The sequence below is a fragment of the Streptomyces sp. NPDC127197 genome (assembly GCF_042672405.1).
Classification (GTDB): Bacteria; Actinomycetota; Actinomycetes; order Streptomycetales; family Streptomycetaceae; genus Streptomyces; species Streptomyces flavusporus.
In genome coordinates, this window is sequence record NZ_JBHXVG010000003.1 from 435,852 (window position 1) to 456,482 (window position 20,631).

The 20,631-nt window shown below is 71.3% G+C and carries 21 protein-coding genes; 14 read left to right on the top strand and 7 right to left on the bottom strand.

What is annotated here, in order from left to right:
• Positions 1-19 precede the first annotated feature (19 nt).
• The 6 genes from ribH to ACFVJQ_RS07165 all read left to right on the top strand — a co-directional run bounded on the left by ribH (position 20) and on the right by ACFVJQ_RS07165 (position 4,787).
• Positions 20-505, top strand: coding sequence for a 6,7-dimethyl-8-ribityllumazine synthase (gene ribH / locus ACFVJQ_RS07140; RefSeq protein WP_385270315.1), 486 nt, complete (start codon positions 20-22; stop codon positions 503-505).
• Between the two features lie 34 nt (positions 506-539).
• Complete coding sequence (locus ACFVJQ_RS07145) at positions 540-812, top strand: phosphoribosyl-ATP diphosphatase (RefSeq protein WP_031486114.1); 273 nt, start codon at positions 540-542, stop codon at positions 810-812.
• A gap of 45 nt (positions 813-857) precedes the next feature.
• Positions 858-1,706: an ATP phosphoribosyltransferase gene (gene hisG, locus ACFVJQ_RS07150; protein ID WP_224736632.1), complete on the top strand. Its 849-nt coding sequence runs from the start codon at positions 858-860 to the stop codon at positions 1,704-1,706.
• A gap of 16 nt (positions 1,707-1,722) precedes the next feature.
• Entirely contained in the window at positions 1,723-2,175 is a 453-nt protein-coding gene (locus ACFVJQ_RS07155; RefSeq protein WP_224736631.1) for a PH domain-containing protein, read from the top strand.
• 213 nt (positions 2,176-2,388) lie between these two features.
• Positions 2,389-3,720 (top strand): hemolysin family protein, encoded by a 1,332-nt coding sequence (locus ACFVJQ_RS07160; protein WP_385511342.1) that lies wholly within the window; start codon positions 2,389-2,391, stop codon positions 3,718-3,720.
• Entirely contained in the window at positions 3,717-4,787 is a 1,071-nt protein-coding gene (locus tag ACFVJQ_RS07165; RefSeq protein WP_385511341.1) for a hemolysin family protein, read from the top strand. The genes ACFVJQ_RS07160 and ACFVJQ_RS07165 overlap by 4 nt, the downstream gene beginning before the upstream one ends.
• 136 nt (positions 4,788-4,923) lie before the next feature.
• Here ACFVJQ_RS07165 and ACFVJQ_RS07170 read toward each other — a convergent pair whose 3' ends face one another.
• Together ACFVJQ_RS07170 and ACFVJQ_RS07175 are read right to left on the bottom strand one after the other, a co-directional pair.
• Positions 4,924-6,789: an AAA family ATPase gene (locus ACFVJQ_RS07170; protein ID WP_385511340.1), complete on the bottom strand. Its 1,866-nt coding sequence runs from the start codon at positions 6,787-6,789 to the stop codon at positions 4,924-4,926.
• Positions 6,790-7,223: 434 nt separating this feature from the next.
• Positions 7,224-7,877: a uridine kinase gene (locus tag ACFVJQ_RS07175; RefSeq protein ID WP_385781562.1), complete on the bottom strand. Its 654-nt coding sequence runs from the start codon at positions 7,875-7,877 to the stop codon at positions 7,224-7,226.
• Between the two features lie 182 nt (positions 7,878-8,059).
• Here ACFVJQ_RS07175 and ACFVJQ_RS07180 point away from each other — a divergent pair, with 182 nt between their 5' ends.
• From ACFVJQ_RS07180 to ACFVJQ_RS07190, 3 genes are all read left to right on the top strand, one after another.
• Positions 8,060-9,454 carry a peptidase C39 family protein gene (locus tag ACFVJQ_RS07180; protein ID WP_385511339.1) on the top strand — a complete coding sequence of 465 codons (1,395 nt, stop codon included), beginning with the start codon at positions 8,060-8,062 and terminating at the stop codon, positions 9,452-9,454.
• A gap of 142 nt (positions 9,455-9,596) precedes the next feature.
• A complete protein-coding gene (locus ACFVJQ_RS07185) occupies positions 9,597-9,737 on the top strand; it encodes an SCO1431 family membrane protein (RefSeq protein WP_224736058.1) in 141 nt (46 codons plus the stop codon).
• Between the two features lie 65 nt (positions 9,738-9,802).
• A complete protein-coding gene (locus tag ACFVJQ_RS07190) occupies positions 9,803-10,462 on the top strand; it encodes a TetR/AcrR family transcriptional regulator (protein WP_385511337.1) in 660 nt (219 codons plus the stop codon).
• Between the two features lie 56 nt (positions 10,463-10,518).
• Here the strand turns inward: ACFVJQ_RS07190 and ACFVJQ_RS07195 are convergent, their stop codons facing one another.
• Positions 10,519-11,751 carry a glycoside hydrolase family 18 protein gene (locus ACFVJQ_RS07195; protein ID WP_385511335.1) on the bottom strand — a complete coding sequence of 411 codons (1,233 nt, stop codon included), beginning with the start codon at positions 11,749-11,751 and terminating at the stop codon, positions 10,519-10,521.
• 324 nt (positions 11,752-12,075) lie between these two features.
• Here ACFVJQ_RS07195 and ACFVJQ_RS07200 point away from each other — a divergent pair, with 324 nt between their 5' ends.
• A complete protein-coding gene (locus tag ACFVJQ_RS07200) occupies positions 12,076-13,248 on the top strand; it encodes an acyl-CoA dehydrogenase (RefSeq protein WP_385781566.1) in 1,173 nt (390 codons plus the stop codon).
• Here ACFVJQ_RS07200 and ACFVJQ_RS07205 read toward each other — a convergent pair.
• Positions 13,211-13,471, bottom strand: coding sequence for a hypothetical protein (locus ACFVJQ_RS07205; protein ID WP_224735216.1), 261 nt, complete (start codon positions 13,469-13,471; stop codon positions 13,211-13,213). The two genes, ACFVJQ_RS07200 and ACFVJQ_RS07205, sit on opposite strands and share 38 nt — an antisense overlap.
• A gap of 246 nt (positions 13,472-13,717) precedes the next feature.
• A complete protein-coding gene (locus tag ACFVJQ_RS07210) occupies positions 13,718-14,155 on the bottom strand; it encodes a hypothetical protein (RefSeq protein WP_129796769.1) in 438 nt (145 codons plus the stop codon).
• 268 nt (positions 14,156-14,423) lie between these two features.
• On the opposite strand from ACFVJQ_RS07210, the gene ACFVJQ_RS07215 reads away from it, so the two are divergent.
• From ACFVJQ_RS07215 to fxsA, 4 genes are all read left to right on the top strand, one after another.
• Complete coding sequence (locus ACFVJQ_RS07215) at positions 14,424-14,864, top strand: Lrp/AsnC family transcriptional regulator (protein ID WP_076092236.1); 441 nt, start codon at positions 14,424-14,426, stop codon at positions 14,862-14,864.
• Positions 14,865-14,944: 80 nt separating this feature from the next.
• Positions 14,945-16,546, top strand: coding sequence for an amidohydrolase (locus tag ACFVJQ_RS07220; RefSeq protein WP_385781570.1), 1,602 nt, complete (start codon positions 14,945-14,947; stop codon positions 16,544-16,546).
• Positions 16,547-17,129: 583 nt separating this feature from the next.
• Positions 17,130-17,930 carry a polyprenol monophosphomannose synthase gene (locus ACFVJQ_RS07225; protein ID WP_385511330.1) on the top strand — a complete coding sequence of 267 codons (801 nt, stop codon included), beginning with the start codon at positions 17,130-17,132 and terminating at the stop codon, positions 17,928-17,930.
• Positions 17,931-17,972: 42 nt separating this feature from the next.
• Positions 17,973-18,527 carry an FxsA family membrane protein gene (gene fxsA, locus ACFVJQ_RS07230; RefSeq protein ID WP_385511329.1) on the top strand — a complete coding sequence of 185 codons (555 nt, stop codon included), beginning with the start codon at positions 17,973-17,975 and terminating at the stop codon, positions 18,525-18,527.
• 113 nt (positions 18,528-18,640) lie between these two features.
• On the opposite strand, the gene ACFVJQ_RS07235 is transcribed toward fxsA, so the two are convergent.
• Both ACFVJQ_RS07235 and ACFVJQ_RS07240 read right to left on the bottom strand, forming a co-directional pair.
• On the bottom strand, positions 18,641-19,015 hold the full coding sequence (locus tag ACFVJQ_RS07235; RefSeq protein WP_003977404.1) for an RNA polymerase-binding protein RbpA: 375 nt from the start codon (positions 19,013-19,015) through the stop codon (positions 18,641-18,643).
• A 266-nt stretch (positions 19,016-19,281) separates the two neighbouring features.
• Positions 19,282-20,628, bottom strand: a complete 1,347-nt coding sequence (locus ACFVJQ_RS07240; protein WP_385511327.1) for an MFS transporter — start codon at positions 20,626-20,628, stop codon at positions 19,282-19,284.
• Positions 20,629-20,631: the final 3 nt, after the last annotated feature.

Genomic DNA, 20,631 nt, shown 5'->3' on the forward strand with positions numbered 1-20,631 from the left:
AGCGAGGAGACACGAGAACGTGAGCGGCAAGGGCGCACCGGAACTGTCCGTACGCAATGTGGGTGACCTGCGGGTCGCCGTCGTCGCGGCGCAGTGGCACGAGAAGGTGATGGACGGTCTGGTCGACGGCGCCCTGCGCGCCCTGCACGACCTCGGCATCGACGAGCCGACCCTGCTCCGGGTTCCCGGCAGCTGGGAGCTGCCGGTCGTCGCCAAGGTGCTCGCCGGCCGGGGCTACGACGCGATCGTCGCCCTCGGCGTCGTCATCCGCGGCGGCACCCCCCACTTCGAGTACGTGTGCCAGGGCGTCACCCAGGGCCTCACCCAGGTCTCCGTCGACACCGGCGTCCCCGTCGGCTTCGGCGTGCTGACCTGCGACACCGAGGAGCAGGCCCTGGACCGCGCGGGTCTGCCCGGCTCCAACGAGGACAAGGGCCACGAGGCGGTGACGGCGGCGGTGGCCACGGCGGCCACCCTCCGCTCAGTATCTGAACCATGGCGTTAGGCCGCCCGGTACACCGCGTAAAGTGGGCGCCACCATGTCCAAGAAGACGTTCGAGGAGCTCTTCACCGAGCTCCAGCACAAGGCCGCCAACGGCGACCCCGCCACTTCCCGCACCGCAGAGCTGGTCGGGAAGGGCGTCCATGCCATCGGCAAGAAGGTCGTCGAGGAGGCCGCCGAGGTCTGGATGGCCGCCGAGTACGAGGGCAAGGAGGCGGCCGCCGAGGAGATCTCGCAGCTGCTGTACCACGTCCAGGTGATGATGGTCGCCCGCGGGATCTCCCTGGACGACGTCTACGCCCACCTGTAAGCCGCACCCGTTCCCGTAAGAAACCACGCAAAGGAAGCCGACCTCATGCTGCGCATCGCCGTCCCCAACAAGGGTTCACTGTCCGGCCCTGCGGCGGAGATGCTGCATGAGGCCGGCTACCAGCAGCGCCGCGAGTCCAAGGAACTGCGCATCGTCGACCCGGAGAACGACGTCGAGTTCTTCTACCTCCGCCCCCGCGACATCGCGATCTACGTCTCCTCCGGGCAGCTGGACATCGGCATCACCGGCCGCGACCTGCTGATCGACTCCGGAGCCAACGCCGAGGAGATCCTCCCGCTCGGCTTCGCCCGCTCCACCTTCCGCTACGCCACCAGGCCCGGCACGGCGAACGGCGTGGAGGACCTGAACGGCAGGACCGTCGCCACCTCGTACGAGGGCATCGTCGCCAAGCACCTCGCCGACAACGGCATCGACGCCTCCGTCGTCCACCTCGACGGGGCCGTCGAGACCGCCATCGAACTCGGCGTCGCCGAGGTCATCGCGGACGTCGTCGAGACCGGCACCTCGCTGCGCAACGCGGGCCTGGAGGTCATCGGCGAGCCGATCATGAAGTCCGAGGCCATCGTCATCCGGCGGGTCGGGGCGGACACCGAGGAGCCCAAGGTGCAGCAGTTCCTGCGCCGGCTGCAGGGCGTCCTGGTGGCCCGGACGTACGTGATGATGGACTACGACTGCCGCGCCGAGCACCTGGAACAGGCCGTCGCCATCACCCCCGGCCTGGAGGGTCCGACCATCTCGCCGCTGCACAACGAGGGCTGGGTCGCGGTCCGCGCCATGGTGCCGTCCAAGGACGCCCAGCGGATCATGGACGACCTGTACGCCATCGGAGCGCGGGCCATCCTGACCACCGCCATCCACGCCTGCCGTCTCTGAGGGGCACCACACACCCATGTCGGATTCGACCCCTCTTCCCGAGCTGCCCGTCACCTTCCGGCCGGGCCGCACCCGCGCCGTGCTGCTCACCGCGGCCGTCGCGATCTTCGTGACCGTGTCGCTGGTCGCGCTGCTGCTGGACCGGCTCAGCACGGCCGAGCGGCTCAGCTTCGTTCTCACCGCGGCGCTTCTGTCGGCGGTGGTGCTGGTGCTGGCCCGGCCGAAGGTCGTCGCCGACGAATCCGGCGTCACGGTCGTCAACTTCGCCAGTACGCGTCGGCTGGCCTGGGCGGAAATCGTCCAGGTGCATCTGCGGGTCGGCGACCCCTGGGTGTTCCTCGACCTCAGCGACGGCACCAGCCTGGCCGCCATCGGCATCCAGCCGGGCATCGCCAAGGAGCGCGCCATTGCCGACGCCCGGGCACTGCGAGCGCTGGTCGAGGCCCGGGCCGAGCAACATCACAGCTGACTCGGGCGACTCCGGGCCGTTCACCCTGCCGTATCGGCCGGTGTCTTGATTAATCTGTTGGCGGAGGCGTTCCCGTTGCGTCTCCGCCCCTGTGGTGCCGGCCGGTGCACAGGGGTTCCTGCTACCCGAGGAGTGACTCCCTCCGGCGATGGACGGATCGTCCTGTAGTACCTGCGCCGCCCCCTGCCGACATAGCGCACGGGCGGCGGCATCATGACCATCCCTCTGCTGCTCCTGGCAGCCGCGTTCCTGCTCATTCTCGCCAACGGCTTCTTCGTGGCCGCCGAGTTCGGCCTGGTGACGGTCGACCGCCCGGACGCCGAGAAGGCCGCAGCCGAGGGCGACCGACGCGCCCATCGGGTCGTCGAGTCGCTGAAGGAACTGTCCTTCCAGCTCTCCGGCACCCAGCTCGGCATCACCATCACCTCCCTCGTCGTCGGCATGCTCGCCGAACCGGCGCTCGCCCGGCTGCTGGACGGTCCGTTCACGGCCGTCGGCATACCCGAGGGCGCCGTGCCCGGCGTGGCCGTCGTCGTCGGCATGCTGCTGGCCTCGGCCGTGCAGATGGTGGTCGGCGAACTCGTGCCCAAGAACTGGGCGGTGTCCCGGCCGCTGCAGGTCGCACGCTTCGTCGCGGGCCCGCAGCATGTCTTCGCGCGCGTGTTCCGGCCGGTGATCGCCGCACTGAACGCCGTCGCCAACCGCCTGGTCCGCGCCCTGGGCATCGAGCCCACCGAGGAGCTGGCCTCCGCTCGCACCCCCGGCGAACTCGTCTCCCTGGCCCGGCACTCGGCGCGTGCAGGTGCCCTGGAACAGGACACCGCGGACCTCTTCGTACGGACGCTGTCGCTCGGCGAGCTGACCGCACAGCACGTCATGACCCCGCGCGTGAAGGTGAGCGCGCTCCAGTCCTCGGCGACCGCCGCGGATGTGGTCAACCTGACCCGCGCCACCGGCCTGTCCCGCTTCCCCGTCTACCGGGAGAAGATCGACGAAATCGTCGGCATGGTCCATCTCAAGGACGCCCTGGCCGTCTTGTCCTCCGAGCGGCTGCGTACCCCCGTGGGCCGGATCGCCCGGCCGCCGCTGCTCGTCCCGGAGACACTGCCGGTCCGGCCGCTGCTCGCCCGACTGCGCAGCGAGCAGCCGATCGCGGTCGTCGTCGACGAGTACGGCGGCACGGCCGGCGTGGTCACCCTGGAGGACATCGTCGAGGAGATCGTCGGCGAGGTCCGTGACGAGCACGACGACGTGCTCGACGAACAGCCCGAACTCGCCGCCGCCCCGCCGGAGGACGGCCGCCCCGCCTGGGATGCCGACGGCAGCTGCCGGATCGACGTCCTGCGGCGCATCGGCCTCGACGTGCCCGAGGGCCCGTACGAGACGGTCGCAGGACTGGTCGCCGACCTGCTCGGCCGGATCCCGGCCGTCGGCGACCGGGCCGAACTCCCCGGCTGGCGGCTGGCCGTGCGCCAGGTCGGGCACTACCGCGCCGAGCGGGTACGCATCGTGCGCACCGCCCCTGTCATGGAGGCCGTGCGATGAGCGTGCTCCAACTCCTGTTCGCCGCGCTGCTCGTGCTCGCCAACGGCTTCTTCGTGGGCGCCGAGTTCGCGCTGGTCTCGGTGCGCCGCAGCCAGATCGAACCGCTCGGCACCGCCCGGGCCCGGCAGGTGCTGTACGGCCTGGAGCGGCTGCCGCAGATGATGGCCGCCGCACAGTTCGGCATCACCGTCTGCTCGCTGACCCTGGGCGCGGTCGCCGAACCGACGGTGGCCCATCTGCTGGAGCCGGTCTTCGAGTGGATCCACCTGCCGCACGCGATGGTGCACCCGCTGGGGTACGTCATCGCCCTCGCCACCGTCGTCTTCTTCCACCTGGTCATCGGCGAGATGGTCCCGAAGAACCTGGCGATGGCGGCTCCGGAGAAGGCGGCGCTGTGGCTCAGCCCGGGCCTGGTCGCCTTCGCCCGGCTGTGCCGGCCGATCACGGTCGCCCTCGGCGCCTGCTCCCGGGCCGTCCTGCGACTGTTCCGTGTCGAGCCCAAGGACGAGGTGGAGGCGGTCTTCACCAGCGAGCAGCTCAACCGGCTCGTGGAGGACTCCGGCCAGGCCGGCCTGCTCGACCCCGAGGAGGCCGAGCGCCTGGAGGACGCCCTGGAGCTGGGCTCCCGCCCGGTCACCGACGTCCTCCTCCGACGTGAGTCGCTGATCACGGTCAGCCCCTCGGTCACGCCGGGCCGGATCATCGAGCTGACCGCCCGCACCGGCTACTCCCGCTTCCCGGTGGCCGCGGAGAACGGCGCCTTCATGGGGTACCTGCACGTGAAGGACGTACTCGACCTCGAGGACTCCGAACGGGCGGTTCCGCAGCATCTCTGGCGGCCCATGACGACGTTGCGGTCCGAGCTTGCGCTGGACGACGCGCTGACGGTGATGCGCCGGGCCGCCACGCATCTTGCGCAGGTGGCGGACGGGGCGGGCAAGGTGCTGGGGCTGGTGGCGCTGGAGGACGTACTGGAGCTGCTGGTGGGTGAGGTGCGGGATCCGGCGCATCGGGAGATGCCGGAGCCTCGCGGCAGTTCGCCGGAAGAGGTGCTGGCCCAGACGTAGCTGCGGGGTGCTGGTGCGGGCGGGGTTTCGCTCGCCCGCGCCGGCAGGGTGCCGCTGCGCCCACCCGTGCCGCCCTGGGGGTCCCCCCAGGCCCTTAAGGCACTGGGGGAGGCACGACTGCCCGCAGCTACGGGGGTTACATGGCCGACGGATCCTGCGGCCCCCGACCCGACAGCACCTCTCCATACGCCTGCATCAGATCCGGCAACCGCAAAGTCGACAAATCATCCCGCGACAACATCCCCGGATACGCCGACAACCGCAGATCCCGGTACGCGCAGCTCTTCTCGTACAGCGTCCGCAGGAACCGCCCGTTGCCCAGCTCGTCGATCCACCCCTGGTCGACGACGTGCCCCGCGATCGACCGCAGCTCCTCCAGGGACTCCTCGTCCCACACGTCCCCGTTCTCCGCGGCCAGCACCTCGCCGATCGCGGTGAGCTCGAGGGGCCGGTACGACGGGAAGTCGACGCGGGTGGTGAAGCGGGAGGACAGGCCGGGGTTGGCGGCGAGGAGGCGGTCCATGCCCTCCGGATACCCGGCCAGGATCACCACGAGGTGGTCGCGGTTGTCCTCGGCCCGTTTCAGCAGCACCTGGAGCGCCTCGTCGCCGTACGCGTCGCCCTTGCCGTAACCGGAGTTGGAGAGCGAGTACGCCTCGTCGACGAAGAGCACACCGCCGAGCGCGGAGTCGATCAGTTCGTTGGCCTTCACGGCGGTCTGCCCCAGGTACTCGCCGACCAGGTCGGCCCGCTGGGCCTCCACGAGATGGTCACCGCCGAGCAGGCCGAGGGCGTAGAAGACCCGGCCCAGGATGCGGGCGACCGTGGTCTTGCCGGTGCCGGAGGGGCCGGAGAAGACGAAGTGCCGCTTCGGCGGCTGGACAGGCAGCCCCTGCCCGGCCCGCAGCCGGGCCATGTTCAACTGCGCGGACAGCGCTTTGACCTGGCGTTTCACTGGCTCCAGGCCCACCATGCGCTCGAGCTCGGCGAGCGCCTCCTCGAGTAATGCGGGGTCGGTCGGTCCGGCGGGCAGCGACGGCGCGGGCCCGGTGTTCTTCTCCCGCACCGCCGGGTCGGTGACCGAGGGCGGGGGCCCGGTCGGCGGCAGGCCGGGCTCGGAGAGCTTGAGGTCCCGGCCCTCGCTGCCGTAGAGCGGATCGAGTGCGTCGGGGCCGTCCAGGCTGTCCTGCCCGGTCCCGGCGAGGGCGATCGCGGCGAGGTCGGTGGCGTCGTCGTACCCGTCCCCCTCGGCGATCGCCGCCAGCCGGGCCGAAGTGTCCATGAACGCGGGGTCGACGCGGTGCACCGCCCGGTACAGCGGGAGCGCGGCGGCCGAGCGACCGGTGCCCTCGTGGGCGCGGGCCAGCCAGTAGCGCAGCTCCTTGCGCTGCGGCTGCTCGCTGCGGCAGCGCATCAGGGCCGCCGACAGCAGTGGCTCGGCCTGTCCGTACATCTCGAGGCGGACCCGGGCCATGCCGCCGAACAGACCGGCCTCGATGCCGAGCAGGGGATCGCTCAGCAGCGGGTCGGTGTGCCGCACCAACTGCTCCCAGTCCTTCACCAGATAGGCGCGGCAGGCATGCAGGAAACGCACCTGCGGATCGGTGTCGACGGGCGGCAGACCGGCGAGCGCGCGATCGAGTTCCGGGACGTGGCGGCCGTCCAGCCAGTGCGAGGCGTGCGCGAGCAGCAGATCGCGCGGGCTCTCCAGCACGGGCTGCACCCACCAGCCCAGCCAGTACCAGGAGTTGAGCGTGCGGCGGTGTCGGCTGCGCTGTTCCCCGAAGCGCTCACGGTGGCGGAACATCCTGAGCAGCGCGGTCGTCGTGTCCACGCGCAGCGCGTGCAGCCCCAGCCAGCCGTCGGCCATCCCGGGATCCAGCCGTACCGCGGTCCGGAACTCCTCCTCCGCCTGCGGATAGGCGCCCATCGTGTAGGCGTCCACGCCTCGTAGCCAGGCGAGGTCGGCAGGGGCCTCGGGGCCCTGCGTGCCGAAGTCCATCACGTCCCCCCACAAACCTGCCCCCGCTGGTTCGCCGCCGGGCCGTCGCCCGCCGACCGACTCGGTCCAACCGCTGTGCCGCGGACCGGAGTTGCAACGGTGCGCGGAGCAGCCGTCCGCAGGTCGCACCGAGGGCATCGTACCCGCGGGTCGGTGCCCGCCGAAGGGTGCCGCACCGGCTGTTCGGCGAGGTGGGAGCAGAGGGGGCGCACACTGCGCATGGTGACCGAGGGTGAGGGGATCGAGCCTCGGAGCGCCCGGAAGAAGTGGAAGAGGACAGAACGAAGCCCCCGATCACGGGGGAACAACCGGGGGCTTCGCGTCTGTCGGCGACCTCGTTCGGCCGCTCATTGAGAACGTAAGTCCTGTACGGGCCCCCGGTCAAGCCGAGTTGAGGCACTCGGCCAAGTTCCGCCGCAGGGGTCTTCACAAGTTCAGCACATTGCGGATGGTCCGTCACCGTGCGTGACTTGCTGGTCCGGACCAGTAGGTCCCGCGGGCCCCGGGAGCACCTCATACCCCTCCATCACCTGCCGCACCAGCAGGTCGGCAAACGGTCGCGAGGGATCCTCGGCGAAATGCCGCCGCTCCGCCCGGACCCACCCGGCCCAGAACTCGCGCTGTTCCGCCCCGTCGCGTGACTGCCCGCGCGCCCAGGCCTCCTCGTGGGGCAGCTCCAGCCACAGCAGCTGCGCCAGATGGGGGCGCAGAGCGCGGCGGCCCGCGCCGACGCCCTCGACCAGGACCACCGGCGCGGGCGGCAGCGGGCGGGGCGGTCCGAAGTGCCGGGCCCGCCAGTCGTAGGGGGCGTAGTGCGCCGTCTCGCCGCGGCGCAGCGGCTCGATCACCTGGGACAGCAGCCGGCCGGTCCAGGCGAACAGTTCGTCATGGCTGGCGATGTCGTCGAGGTGCAGCACCGGCGCGCCGCCCAGCACCTCGGCCAACTGCCCGGCGAACGTGGTCTTTCCGGCGCCCGCGTGACCGTCGACGCCGATGAGGCGGGCCGGGCCGCAGGACGGCGGCAGGGCGCGCAGTCTGCGGGCGAGGTCGTGCAGCGCGGGGTGCGAGGCGGGACTGGAGGGTGACACGCCCCCATCATGCCCCGCGCTCCGGCGTGCTCCTCTCCAGGTCATGCCAGTGGTCCTTACCAATATTGGTGGGCGCGGCATGCCCCGAAGTGCTGGCAGTACCGGGCCCCCACGGCCATAGTTGGCGCACGCAACTGTGCACTGGACCAGCCCCCGACTCGGACCCCGGGAGTCTTCCGCCCATGAGCAGAGCCGAACAGCCGTCCCGCAGAACCCTCCTGGCCGCCGCGGTCGTCGCCGCCGTCGCAGGCAGTGCGGGCCCGGCGGTGGCCGTCGCCGGAACCCGTCCGGACAACCCCGGACCCCAGCCGGACACCCCCGCGGTCGGCCCCGCCCGGACCACCGCCCGCTCCGTCGACAACCGCGCCTGGACGACGTACACCGACTGGCGCGGCGGCACCGCCCAGGGCACCCGTGCCGTCGCCGGCGCCCGACCCGGCGTCGTGATCGCCACCGCGGCGGGCACCGTCGACTACTCCGACCCGCACACCGGCAAGACGTCCACCTGGGAGTACGCGACCTGGACGTCCCCGGTCCACCGGCTCGCCGTCCCCTCCACCGAGGTCATCGCCTCCTGGAACGCGCACACCCCGGCCGGCACCTGGATCCAGGTCGAACTGCGCGGCACCTACTCCGACGGCACGGACACGCCCTGGTACGTGATGGGCCGCTGGGCGGCCGGCGACCAGGACATCCGGCGGACCTCGGTGGACGACCAGACCGACGGCCGGAGCACCGTCTGGACGGACACCTTCGCCGTCGACGACCCGGCCACCGGCCTGCGCCTCACCTCGTACCGACTGCGCCTGACCCTGTACCGCAAGCCGGGCACCAAGCTCACCCCCACCGTGTGGCGGCTCGGCGCCATGGGCTCCGACGTGCCCGACCGCTTCACCGTCCCCGCCTCGACACCCGGCCTGGCCGAGGAGCTGATCGTCCCGCGGTACTCGCAGGAGATCCACAAGGGCCAGTACCCGGAGTACGACAACGGCGGCGAGGCCTGGTGCAGCCCCACCTCGTCACAGATGATCATCGAGTACTGGGGCGGCCGGCTCAGCGAGGAGCAGCTGGCCTGGGTCGATCCGAGCTACGCCGACCCGCAGGTGTGCCACGCCGCCCGGTACACCTACGACTACCAGTACGCGGGCTGCGGCAACTGGCCCTTCAACGCCGCCTACGCCGCGACCTTCAAGGGCCTGCAGGGTGTGGTCACCCGGCTCGGCTCGCTCACCGACCTGGAGGCACTGATCGCCGCCGGGATCCCGGCCATAACGTCCCAGTCGTTCCTCGCGTCGGAGCTGACGGGAGCCGGATACGGCACCTCCGGCCACCTGATGACCGTGATCGGCTTCACCGCCGACGGCGATGTGATCGCCAACGACCCCGCCTCGCCGAGCAACGAGGCGGTGCGACGCGTCTACCGGCGGCGCGAGTGGGAGAACATCTGGCTCAGGACCAAGCGGTACAACGCCTCCGGCAAGGTCGTCTCCGGCACCGGCGGGGTCTGCTACCTCTACTTCCCGGCCCGTCCGACCCCGCGCCAGCGCATGGCGCTCGCGGCGGTGGGCGTGCGCTGAACCGGCCCGTGACGGCCCCCGGACCCACTCCGGGGGCCTTCGGCTGTGACCAACGTCTCCGCCGCAAAAGCCGCCGGGAGTGGCAAGGTGGACGGATCGGTGGGGGAGAGTCCACTGCACGCACGACACACAGCGAGACGCCATGACCGCACACTCAGCCACTGCCGCCCGCGTTCGCACCGGCGGACCCAAGGACGACGGCCCGAAGATCGTCGAGCACGTCATGGGCTGGACCCTCGTCGTGGTGCTCGCCATGCTCCTGACTCAGCTCGGTCTGCTGTGAACTGACCCACACGGCGACCTGACATACTGCGGGTGTCCCGCCGCCCGTTGGAACCAGGGTCGACAGTGAAGATCAGTCAACAGCGCGACGCGGCCCGCCCCCGGGCGCGTGGCACCGAGCGTTCGCTGGCGCGCCGCGCCGAACTCATCGCCATCGGGCGCAGGTTGTTCGCCGACACGTCGTACGACGCGCTGTCGATGGACGACATCGCCCGGCAGGCGCATGTCGCCAAGGGGCTGATCTACTACTACTTCCACTCCAAGCGCGGCTACTACCTGGCCATCGTCCAGGACTCGGTCGCCGACCTGGTCACCTTCGCGGCCGGCGGCCTGGAACTCCCGCCGGTGGAGCGGGTCCACCGCACGATCGACGGCTATCTGCGCTACGCCGAGCACAACCACGCCGCGTACCGCACGATCGTCAGCGGCGGCGTCGGTTTCGACACCGAGGTGCAGGCGATCCGGGACGGGGTGCGTGAGGCGATCGTCGCGACCATCGCCGAAGGGGCGTACGGCAGGCGGAAGATCGACCCGCTCGCGCGGATGGGACTGCTGGGCTGGGTGTGCGCCGTCGAGGGCGCCACCCTCGACTGGATCGATCAGCCCGAGCTCTCCCGCGACACGATGCGTGAGCTGCTGGTGAAGACCCTCGGCGGTGCCCTGCGCGCCATCGAGGAACTGGACCCCGCCTACCCGGCCCCCGCGTCCGCCCGCCGGGACCCATGAGCGAGGGGCGGAGGCCCGAGAAGGAACCTCCGCCCCGGGTGAACCGTTCCCGGCGGCTAGTTGATCGCCTTGATCAGCTCACCGTCCGCGGTGTCGCCGCTCAGCTCCCAGAAGAAGGTGCCGCCCAGGCCCTGCTGGTTCTTGTACGTCATCTTGGTCGCGACGGTCGCGGGGGTGTCGTAACTCCACCAGTCGTTCCCGCACTTGGCGTACGCGGTGCCGCCCACCGTGCCGGTCGCCGGGCACTTCGTCTTCAGCACCTTGTAGTCCTCGATGCCGTCCTCGTACGTTCCGTCCGCCGCCCCGGTCGCGGTGCCGCCGGGCGCCGACTGGGTCACGCCGGTCCAGCCGCGCCCGTAGAAGCCGATGCCGAGCAGCAGCTTGGAGGCCGGGATGCCGAGGCCCTTGAGCTTGGCGATGGTGGCCGACGTGTGGAAGTCGGCCTTCGGGATGCCCGAGTACGAGGTCAGGGGCGAGTGGGGTGCCGTCGGGCCGGTGGTGTCCCAGGCGCCGAAGAAGTCGTACGTCATCGGACTGTACCAGTCGACGTACTGTGCGGCGCCCGCGTAGTCGGCCGCGTCGATCTTGCCGCCGGGTGTGGCGTCCGCGGTGATCGCCGCGGTGACCAGGTTGCCGGAGCCGAACTTCGCCCGCACGGCCGCCATCAGGTTCTTGAACGCGTCCCGGCCACTGGTGTCACAGGTGGCGCCGCACGCGTTCGGGTACTCCCAGTCGATGTCGATGCCGTCGAAGACGTCCGCCCACCTGGAGTTCTCGACCAGGTCGTAGCAGGACTGGGCGAACGCGGCCGGGTTGCGGGCGGCCTCGCCGAAGCCGCCGGACCAGGTCCAGCCGCCGAACGACCACAGGATCTTGAGGTCCGGGTGCTTCTGCTTCAGCTTGCGCAGCTGGTTGAAGGTGCCACGCAGCGGCTGGTCCCAGGTGTCCGCGATGCCGTCCACCGACTCGGCCGCGGTGTAGGCCCGGTCGGTCGCCGCATAGGCGTCACCGATGGCGCACTTGCCGCCGGTGACATTGCCGAAGGCGTAGTTGATGTGGGTGAGCTCGGCGCCGGAGCCGGAGGTCTCGATGTTCTTGACCAGGTACTTGCGGTCGTAGGTGCCCCACTCCGTGAAGTAGCCGACGACCTTGGAGCCGGCTGCCCGCTCCGCTGTGGGGGCGGCGGTGGCGGTGCCGACGCCGCCGAGCAGTCCGGCGCCGAGGACGGCGGAACACACGGCGGCGAGAAGCGCCCGGAACCGGGCGCGGGGGCGGTGGGAGGTTCGCATCGGGTGTCTCCTCGTGGGGGAGAGGGGGACGGGCGCCGATTGGCATGAACGCGATGAAGCGTCGGCTGGTCCGTCACAGTAGGAGGACTAGACCAGTGGGTCAATGGTGCGGACCAATTTCGGCGGTCGGAGGTTTCCTGAAGTAAGCGACCGTTAACCGGTGACTCGATGCCTTCGATCGGGCATACTCACAGCGCACAGCCGCTGGTCAGCGCCTTCCGTGACCCGGGAGCCGGAGCGTCGGCTGGGCACCCGTGAGACCCGGCGGAGCCGCCCACCCACGGCACCTCCGTCGCAGCGCCCGAAAGGGAGGAGAGCGTCGCCATGCCCGACCGCGCCCCGCAGCCGGTGGACCGTCAACTGCCCACGGACGAGGCCCGGGATCTGATCTCGCTCGTCCGCGACATCGCGCAGCGCGAGATCGCCCCGCACGCGGCCGAGGAGGAGGACGCCGGACGCTTCCCGCGCGAGGTTTTCACCCTGCTCTCAGAGTCGGGACTGCTCGGTCTGCCGTACGACTCCGAGTACGGCGGCGGCGACCAGCCGTACGAGGTCTATCTGCAGGTGCTCGAGGAGCTCGCCGCGGCCCGCCTGACCGTCGGCCTCGGCGTCAGCGTCCACACCCTCGCCTCCTACGCCCTCGCCGCCTACGGCACCAAGGAGCAGCAGGTCGAGCACCTGCCCGCGATCCTCGGCGGCGGTCTCCTCGGCGCGTACTGCCTCTCCGAGCCCTCCTCCGGCTCCGACGCGGCCTCGCTGCGCACGAAGGCCGTCCGGGACGGCGACCACTGGGTGATCACGGGCACCAAGGCCTGGATCACGCACGGCGGGGTCGCCGACTTCTACACCGTCATGGCTCGCACCGGCGAGGAGGGTCCGCGCGGGATCACCGCGTTCCTGGTGCCCGGCGACGCCGAAGGGCTGAGCGCGGCGGCCCCGGAGAAGAAGATGGGCATGAAGGGCTCGCCCACCGCCCAGGTCCACTTCGACGGCGTACGGGTCCCCGACGCCCGGCGCATCGGCGACGAGGGCCAGGGCTTCGCGATCGCCCTGTCCGCTCTCGACTCCGGACGGCTCGGCATCGCGGCCTGCGCGATCGGCCTGGCCCAGGCGGCGCTCGACGAGGCCGTCGCGTACGCGACCGGGCGGCGGCAGTTCGGGCGGCCGATCGCCGACTTCCAGGGGCTGCGCTTCATGCTCGCCGACATGGCCACGCAGATCGAGGCGGGCCGCGCCCTGTACCTGGCCGCCGCACGGTTGCGGGACGCCGGCCGGCCCTTCGCCAAGCAGGCGGCCATGGCCAAGCTGCACTGCACCGACACCGCGATGAAGGTCACCATGGACGCCGTGCAGATCCTCGGCGGATACGGCTACACCGCGGACTTCCCGGTCGAGCGGTACATGCGCGAGGCCAAGGTCCTGCAGATCGTCGAGGGCACCAACCAGATCCAGCGGATGGTCATCGCCCGTCACCTCGCGGGTCCGGAGACCCGCTGAACTGACCCCGCCTGACCAGGGGCGCCGCCAGCCGGATCCACTCCGGATCGTGGCGTCCCGGCAGCGTGCGGCCGCGGTTGGCCCAGGTGCGCATCAGATCGCTGTAGATGGGCGGGTCCTGGAGCGGCGGCGCGGGCGGCGGAGGGGTCCGCGGAACCGATTCCGCCGAGGCGGGAACGAACGCTCGGTGCTGACGCCCGGTCGTGGAGTAGGTGGGGGTCATACCTGGGCAACGCGACCAAGTGCGGGCAGGTCACCGATCTCCGGAATCGAGCGTGCGTTCACGCAACGGTCCGGGACTGCGTCCGGCGGTCGATGTCACCTGACGTACCGTCAACTGCACTGTGCCAAGGGCCGGTTGAGATACGCCGCGTTCGCCGTCCCGCCGGGCCCCGGGCACACTGATCCTGCACCACGGCAGCCTGCGGGCCATGGTGCAGGGGCAGCTACTGGGGTTGAGCGAGGTCGCTCAGGCGGCGTGGCGGCGCATCGACGGCACGCGCATCGGGCGTGAGCCCGGGCCTCCGACGTGCGAGAAGGGCTGCATCCGCCAGTCGAGCCCCTGAGGGAGCGTCAGTAGGAGGGCGGTGTCCTGCTCCTGGGGCTCGATGGACTCGTCCGCGGGCCGGGCGTCGGCGGCCCTGCGGCCCGTGCCGGCGCAGACCGTGAGTCCGAACGGGTTCCACGGCGAGGCGCACAGCGCGTGCTCCGGCAGGAAATCCTCGTCCGCCAGCAAGGCGATGGGCTGTGCGCAGTCCGGGCAGATCACCCGGTACATCTCGAAGGTGTCGTACGCGTCGAGCTCGTCCGCTTCGAAGGCGTCGGGTTCGACACCCTCCGGCTCGGGCTCGACGACCGGCTGCTGACGCTTGGGCGCGGTACGACCAGGGCGCTTAAGACTCTGCATGGGATTCTCCCCCTCGTGCTGGGCCGTGAAGGCGCTGCGGCCTCGACCACAGCAAGCACTTCCCGTCCGCTCTCCGGGGTAATCGCGACTTCATCACGGAGACCGTTCGAGGCCTGTGGCGTTCGTCACATGCCGCTCGCAGGTGCCCGGCGCGGCACGTTCGTCCCCCAGCCGGCTCACGGCCGGCTCTCGGGCACATCACGAACCGGGTATGACCTGCGCTGCTGAGGTATCCGAGGAGATCAGGCGCACTGTAGGTTCTAGCGCCATGGAGGAGCTGGACCGACAGATCGTGCAGCTGCTCGTCAAGGACGGGCGGATGAGCTACACCGACCTGGGCAAGGCCACGGGCCTGTCCACGTCGGCCGTGCACCAGCGGGTGCGCCGGCTGGAGCAGCGTGGCGTCATCCGCGGGTACGCCGCGGTCGTCGACCCGGAGGCCGTCGGGCTGCCGCTGACCGCCTTCATCTCGGTGAAACCGTTCGACCCCAGCGCTCCCGACGACATCGCGGACCGCCTGGCGGACGTGCCCGAGATCGAGGCCTGCCACAGCGTGGCCGGCGACGAGAACTACATCCTCAAGGTGCGGGTCGCCACCCCCCACGAGCTGGAGGAGCTGCTGGCGCGGCTGCGGTCGCTGGCGGGGGTGTCGACGCGGACGACGGTGGTGCTGTCCACGCCGTACGAGGCACGGCCACCGCGCATCTGAGCGGGCCGGACGGGGCTGTCGCCCCCGACCGCCGGGCCCCGGGTGCAGCACAACCGGCGCAGGGCGGGAAACTGTCGGTCATGAGTGAACGCACCGCCCCGCCGAAGACCGTCCTGCTCCGCCGCGGAGAGGTCCACAGCCCCGCCGACCCGTTCGCGACCGCAATGGTCGTCGAGCGCGGCCAGGTCGCCTGGGTCGGCTCCGAGGGCGCGGCCGACGCCTTCGCGGACGGCGTGGACAAGGTGATCGACCTCGATGGCGCCCTGGTCACCCCGGCGTTCACCGACGCGCATGTGCACATCACGTCCACCGGCCTCGCACTCACCGGCCTCGACCTGTCCGGCGCGCCCTCCCTGGAGGCGGCCCTCGCGCTGGTCCGGGGCTTCGCCGAGGCCCGCCCGAGCGACCGCGTCCTGCTCGGCCACGGCTGGGACGCAGCGCGCTGGCCGGGCGGCCGTCCCCCGACCCGCGCGGAGCTCGACGAGGCCACCGGCGGCCGTCCCCTCTACCTGAGCCGGATCGACGTGCATTCGGCGGTCGTCACCACCGCCTTGCTCGACCTCGTTCCGGGCCTCGACCGGGAGGACGGCCCCCTCACCCGCGACGCCCATCACGCCGTACGCGCCGCCGCGTTCGCCGCCGTCACCCCGGCCCAGCGCACCGAGGCCCAGCGCGCCGCCCTCGCCCACGCCGCGTCCCTCGGCATCGGCTCGGTCCACGAGTGCGCCGGGCCGGAGATCTCCTCCGAGGACGACTTCACGGGGCTGCTCCGGCTCGCCGCCGAGGAGCCGGGGCCGCGGGTCGTCGGCTACTGGGCCGAGCGGGACGTCGAGAAGGCGCGCGAGCTGGGGGCGGCCGGCGCCGCCGGGGATCTGTTCGTCGACGGCGCCCTCGGCTCCCACACGGCCTGCCTGCACGAGCCGTACGCCGACGCCGACCACACCGGCACCGCCTACCTCGACGCGGCAGCCGTCGCCGCCCATGTCGTCGCCTGCACCGAGGCGGGCCTCCAGGCGGGTTTCCACGCGATCGGCGACGCCGCCCTGACCACCGTCGTCGAGGGCGTCCGCGCCGCCGCCGAGAAGGTCGGCCTCGCCCGGATCCGTGCCGCCCGCCACCGCGTCGAACACGCCGAGATGCTCACCCCTGACACCATCGCGGCCTTTGCCGAGCTCGGTCTGACGGCGTCCGTGCAGCCGGCCTTCGACGCGCTGTGGGGCGGCGACGAGGGCATGTACGCCCAGCGCCTCGGAGTGGAGCGTGCCAGGACGCTGAACCCCTTCGCCGCGCTGCTGCGCGCCGGCGTCCCGCTCGCCCTCGGTTCCGACAGCCCGGTCACGCCCCTCGACCCGTGGGGCACCGTCCGGGCCGCCGCCTTCCATCGCACGCCCGAGCACCGGGTCTCCGTACGCGCCGCGTTCACGGCGCACACGCGCGGCGGCTGGCGGGCGACCGGACGCGACGACGCGGGCGTCCTGGTGCCGGGCACGCCCGCGGACTACGCCGTGTGGCGCACCGGTGAGCTGGTCGTCCAGGCGCCCGACGACCGGGTCGCGCGCTGGTCGACCGACCCCCGCTCCGGCACTCCCGGCCTGCCCGACCTGACCCCGGGCTCCGACCTGCCCGTCTGCCTGCGCACCGTGGTGGGCGGACGGACGGTGTTCGTACGGCCGGGCGAGTGATCTCTGGGGCGGCACGGCGGACCTCACCGCCCGCCGCGCCGTTGCGCGACCTGCGTGTCCAGCGGGCCGACCTGGGCATGGCGGGAAACCCCGCAGCCCACACGGCAGTTGACAGGCCGCGGCTCGGGGCCGGTAGGTTCGGCCGGGTCCACCACGGGACGCCCGACCGGCGAACGTCCGCTTACGCGTCGCGGCACCGCTGGGTCAGGGATGGTGTACCGCACCGGGGCACCGTCACTGGGAGCCAGGCTCAGCGACCGCGCCGCGGCTGGGGAACGTCCGGCCGGACGGGGGTCCGTCCCTGCCTGAGCGAAGCCGAGAGCTCGGAGGGGGGAAGGGTGTGACCAGGGTGGGGCCCGGGAGCTCAGTAGACAACGGCTTCAGGTCGACCCGCAGCCGGCGGGTCCCAGGTCGGCCCGAAGGGCGCCGGGCCCCCATCCGCAGCGCGGCTCGCACAGAGGGGCAAAAACCCATCCTTACCCCGCTCCTGCGGAATCGACACCGCCTTACGACCGTCCTGTTCACGTCCGCGCAGGCTGCGGCCACTATGGTGGACGTCTGCGACGGACATGAAGGGGCAGCAGTGAACGACGGCGAGGGGACCCGCGCGGCAGAGGCCCGGGGGAGGCGCTTCGGCCCGCTCGGCACCGCCTTGGTGATCATTCCGACCTACAACGAGGCGGAGAACATCAAGAGCATCGTCGGCCGGGTGCGCAACGCGGTTCCCGAGGCGCACGTCCTCGTGGCCGACGACAACAGCCCCGACGGCACCGGAAAGATCGCCGACGAGCTGGCCGCCGGTGACGACCACGTCCGGGTCCTGCACCGCAGGGGCAAGGAGGGCCTCGGCGCCGCCTACCTCGCGGGCTTCCGCTGGGGTATGGAGAACGGATACGGCGTACTGATCGAAATGGACGCCGACGGCTCCCACCAGCCCGAGGAACTGCCCCGGTTGCTGACCGCACTCAAGAGTGCCGACCTGGTGCTCGGCTCGCGCTGGGTGCCCGGCGGCCGGGTCGTGAACTGGCCCAGGAGCCGCGAGTTCATCTCCCGTGGCGGCAGCCTCTACTCACGAGTCCTGCTGGATGTGCCGATCCGCGACGTCACCGGCGGCTACCGCGCCTTCCGCCGCGAGACCCTGGAGGGCCTCGGCCTCGACGACGTCGCCTCCCAGGGCTACTGCTTCCAGGTCGACCTGGCCCGCCGTGCCGTGAAGGCCGGCTACCACGTCGTCGAGGTGCCGATCACCTTTGTCGAGCGCGAGTTGGGCGACTCCAAGATGAGCCGCGACATCCTCGTCGAGGCGCTGTGGCGGGTCACCTCATGGGGCGTGGGGGAGCGGGTCGGCAAGCTCCTGGGCCGGGGACGGCCGCCGCAGTCGTAGGGGTTTATCCCGCGCTGAGCCGGGCCCAGGCACACTGGAGTCATGACGACTGGCGCTTCGACTCCTCCCTACTCCACGCGGCCCCGGCGCTCACGGCTGCGCACCTTCCTGCCGCTGGGCATCGCCGCGTGGCTGGTGCTGGAGATCTGGCTGCTGACCGTGGTCGCCGGCTGGGCGGGCGGGTTCACGGTCTTCCTGCTGCTGCTCGCCGGGCTGGTGCTCGGTGCGGTGGTCATCAAGCGGGCGGGCCGGCGCGCCTTCCAGAACCTGAACGAGGCACTTCAGCGTGGCGGTGCGCCGTCGAGCGGCGGCGGCAACGGCCTGATGATGCTGGGCGGCCTGCTTCTGATGCTCCCTGGCCTGATTTCGGACGGGGTGGGCCTGCTCCTGCTGATTCCGCCGGTGCAGAAGGCCCTCAGCCGGTACGCGGAGCGCACGGTGGACCGCCGACTCCGCCGGGCCGCACCCGGTAGCCTCGGCGACGCCTTTCAGCAGGCCCGCATTCACCGCCCGGACGGCAAGGTCGTGCAGGGTGAGGTCATCAGGGACGAGCCCGGGGAGACCCCGCAGGAACCTCGCCCTCCGCTGACGCGCTGAGCGCAGGGACACGACCGTCGCACACAAGACCGCGGGCGCCGTACGTCAACCTCACGTACGGCGCCCGCGGTCATTGGCGCGCGCTGAACCCCCGGTTCCGAGCCCCGCAGGGACTATGCGGACTTGCGGCTGTCTCGGGGGTGCACCGCGATGTTCATCGCGCCGGAACGCAGAACGGCGAGACGCTCTTCGAGGACCTCTTCGAGCTCCTCACGCGTGCGCCGCTCCATCAGCATGTCCCAATGCGTACGCGCCGGCTTGGCCTTCTTCTCCTCCGGACCGTCGCCGTCCACAAGGAGTGCCTGGGCACCGCAGACCTTGCACTCCCACTCCGGCGGGATCTCCGCCTCGACCGAGAAGGGCATCTCGAAGCGGTGCCCCTTCTCGCATGCGTACTCCACGGCCTGGCGCGGGGCCAGGTCGATGCCGCGGTCCGTCTCGTAGCTGGTCACCACGAGGCGCGTGCCGCGAAGAGCTCGCTCACTCATGAATCGTGCCTCCCGGGCTTGTCGCCCACAGGACAGGTGTCGCTGTCGTCGTCATCCGGTCAACGTCCGGTCGGCGGTAAAGATTCCCGTTCGGAGTCCCGTTCCGGGTCATGCGTCGCCGTCGTAGCCGCCCATGTTGTACCCACCGGCGCCCGGTTTGTCACATCTGGCAGTAGATGTCACCCAGCGTTTCGGCTTCTTTGACGCGCAGTAACGGTACGCCTGGCAGGCCAAACGCGTACACTACAGCCCTTTCGCCGTGAGCGCTAAATCCTGTCCGGAACCGGGTTCCCGGCCTCGCCGATCGCACGCCGTACCGGAACCCTCGCGAGCAGCACGAACCCGAGGACGAAGAAGGCCACCAGCGAGATGATCGCGTCCCGATAGCTTCCGGTCAGCTGGTAGGTCAGACCGAACAGCAGCGGGCCGAGCCAGCTCATTCCGCGGTCGCTCAGCTCGTACGCCGAGAAGTACTCGGCCTCCTTGCCGGCCGGAACCAGGTGGGAGAACAGCGAACGGGACAGTGCCTGGCTGCCGCCGAGGACGAGCCCGATCCCGGCCGCCAGCACGAAGAACCAGACCGGCGCCCCGGCCGGCAGGAAGTAGCCGGCGGCCAGGGTCAGCGTCCAGGCGATCAGCGAACCGAGGATCGTGCGCTTCGCGCCGTACCGACGGGCCAGCCGGCCCAGCGTCAGCGCGCCGAACACCGCGAGCACCTGCACGAGCAGGATGGCGCCGATGAGTGTGGACTGTCCGAGGCCCAGTTCCTCGGAGCCGTAGACCGACGCCTGGGTGATCACCGTCTGGATGCCGTCGTTGTAGACGAGGTACGCCAGCAGGAAGGACAGCGTCAGCGGGTGGCGGCGCATGTCGCGGACGGTCGCGGCGAGCTGCCGCCAGCCGGTCACGGACGCCTCCCGCCGCGCCCCGCGGCGGTCGCGCAGACGTCGGAGCGGAATGAGCGCGAACGCGCCCCACCACAGGCCGGCCGACGCCAGGCAGATGCGCACGGCCATGGCTTCCGAGACGCCGAAGGTGTCGTGGGCGAGGTAGAGGACCAGGTTCGCGACCAGAACCAGCGCTCCGGCGGCATAACCGAAGGCCCAGCCCCGGGAGGAGACCGCGTCGCGTTCCTCGGGCGGGGCGATCTGCGGCAGGTAGGAGTTGTAGAGCATCATCGCCACGGACTGCGCCGCGTTCGCGACGACCAGCAGTGCGCCGCCGAGCAGATAGCGGTCGCCGGCCAGGAAGAACATGCCCGCCGTCGCCGCCGCCCCCAGATACGCGGCGGCACCCAACAGGGGCTTCTTGCGTCCGGTGCGGTCGGCGGCCGCGCCCACCAGGGGCATCACCACGACGGCCACGATCACCGACAGGGACACCGAGTAGGCGAAGAAGGAACCGGCACGCACCGGGATCCCCAGCGGATGGACGAAGCCGTCGGCGTCCGCGGCGGACTCGGCGACCGTGGTCAGATAGGGGCCCAGGAACACGGTGAGCACGCTCGTCGAGTAGACGGAGCACGCCCAGTCGTAGAAGTACCAGCCGCGCTGCTCGCGCCGCCGCCCGGCGGCCTCGTCCGCCTCCGGTGTCCGCACGGTCTCGGTGCCCACCCG

What these genes read in the sequence shown, in the direction of transcription:
- ACFVJQ_RS07145 (WP_031486114.1), top strand. Translation starts at nt 540, where the DNA reads ATGTCCAAGAAGACGTTCGAGGAGCTCTTCACCGAGCTCCAGCACAAG.
- hisG (WP_224736632.1), top strand. Translation starts at nt 858, where the DNA reads ATGCTGCGCATCGCCGTCCCCAACAAGGGTTCACTGTCCGGCCCTGCG.
- ACFVJQ_RS07155 (WP_224736631.1), top strand. Translation starts at nt 1,723, where the DNA reads ATGTCGGATTCGACCCCTCTTCCCGAGCTGCCCGTCACCTTCCGGCCG.
- ACFVJQ_RS07160 (WP_385511342.1), top strand. Translation starts at nt 2,389, where the DNA reads ATGACCATCCCTCTGCTGCTCCTGGCAGCCGCGTTCCTGCTCATTCTC.
- ACFVJQ_RS07165 (WP_385511341.1), top strand. Translation starts at nt 3,717, where the DNA reads ATGAGCGTGCTCCAACTCCTGTTCGCCGCGCTGCTCGTGCTCGCCAAC.
- ACFVJQ_RS07170 (WP_385511340.1), bottom strand. Translation starts at nt 6,789, where the DNA reads ATGGACTTCGGCACGCAGGGCCCCGAGGCCCCTGCCGACCTCGCCTGG.
- ACFVJQ_RS07180 (WP_385511339.1), top strand. Translation starts at nt 8,060, where the DNA reads ATGAGCAGAGCCGAACAGCCGTCCCGCAGAACCCTCCTGGCCGCCGCG.
- ACFVJQ_RS07185 (WP_224736058.1), top strand. Translation starts at nt 9,597, where the DNA reads ATGACCGCACACTCAGCCACTGCCGCCCGCGTTCGCACCGGCGGACCC.
- ACFVJQ_RS07195 (WP_385511335.1), bottom strand. Translation starts at nt 11,751, where the DNA reads ATGCGAACCTCCCACCGCCCCCGCGCCCGGTTCCGGGCGCTTCTCGCC.
- ACFVJQ_RS07200 (WP_385781566.1), top strand. Translation starts at nt 12,076, where the DNA reads ATGCCCGACCGCGCCCCGCAGCCGGTGGACCGTCAACTGCCCACGGAC.
- ACFVJQ_RS07205 (WP_224735216.1), bottom strand. Translation starts at nt 13,471, where the DNA reads ATGACCCCCACCTACTCCACGACCGGGCGTCAGCACCGAGCGTTCGTT.
- ACFVJQ_RS07210 (WP_129796769.1), bottom strand. Translation starts at nt 14,155, where the DNA reads ATGCAGAGTCTTAAGCGCCCTGGTCGTACCGCGCCCAAGCGTCAGCAG.
- ACFVJQ_RS07215 (WP_076092236.1), top strand. Translation starts at nt 14,424, where the DNA reads ATGGAGGAGCTGGACCGACAGATCGTGCAGCTGCTCGTCAAGGACGGG.
- ACFVJQ_RS07220 (WP_385781570.1), top strand. Translation starts at nt 14,945, where the DNA reads ATGAGTGAACGCACCGCCCCGCCGAAGACCGTCCTGCTCCGCCGCGGA.
- fxsA (WP_385511329.1), top strand. Translation starts at nt 17,973, where the DNA reads ATGACGACTGGCGCTTCGACTCCTCCCTACTCCACGCGGCCCCGGCGC.
- ACFVJQ_RS07235 (WP_003977404.1), bottom strand. Translation starts at nt 19,015, where the DNA reads ATGAGTGAGCGAGCTCTTCGCGGCACGCGCCTCGTGGTGACCAGCTAC.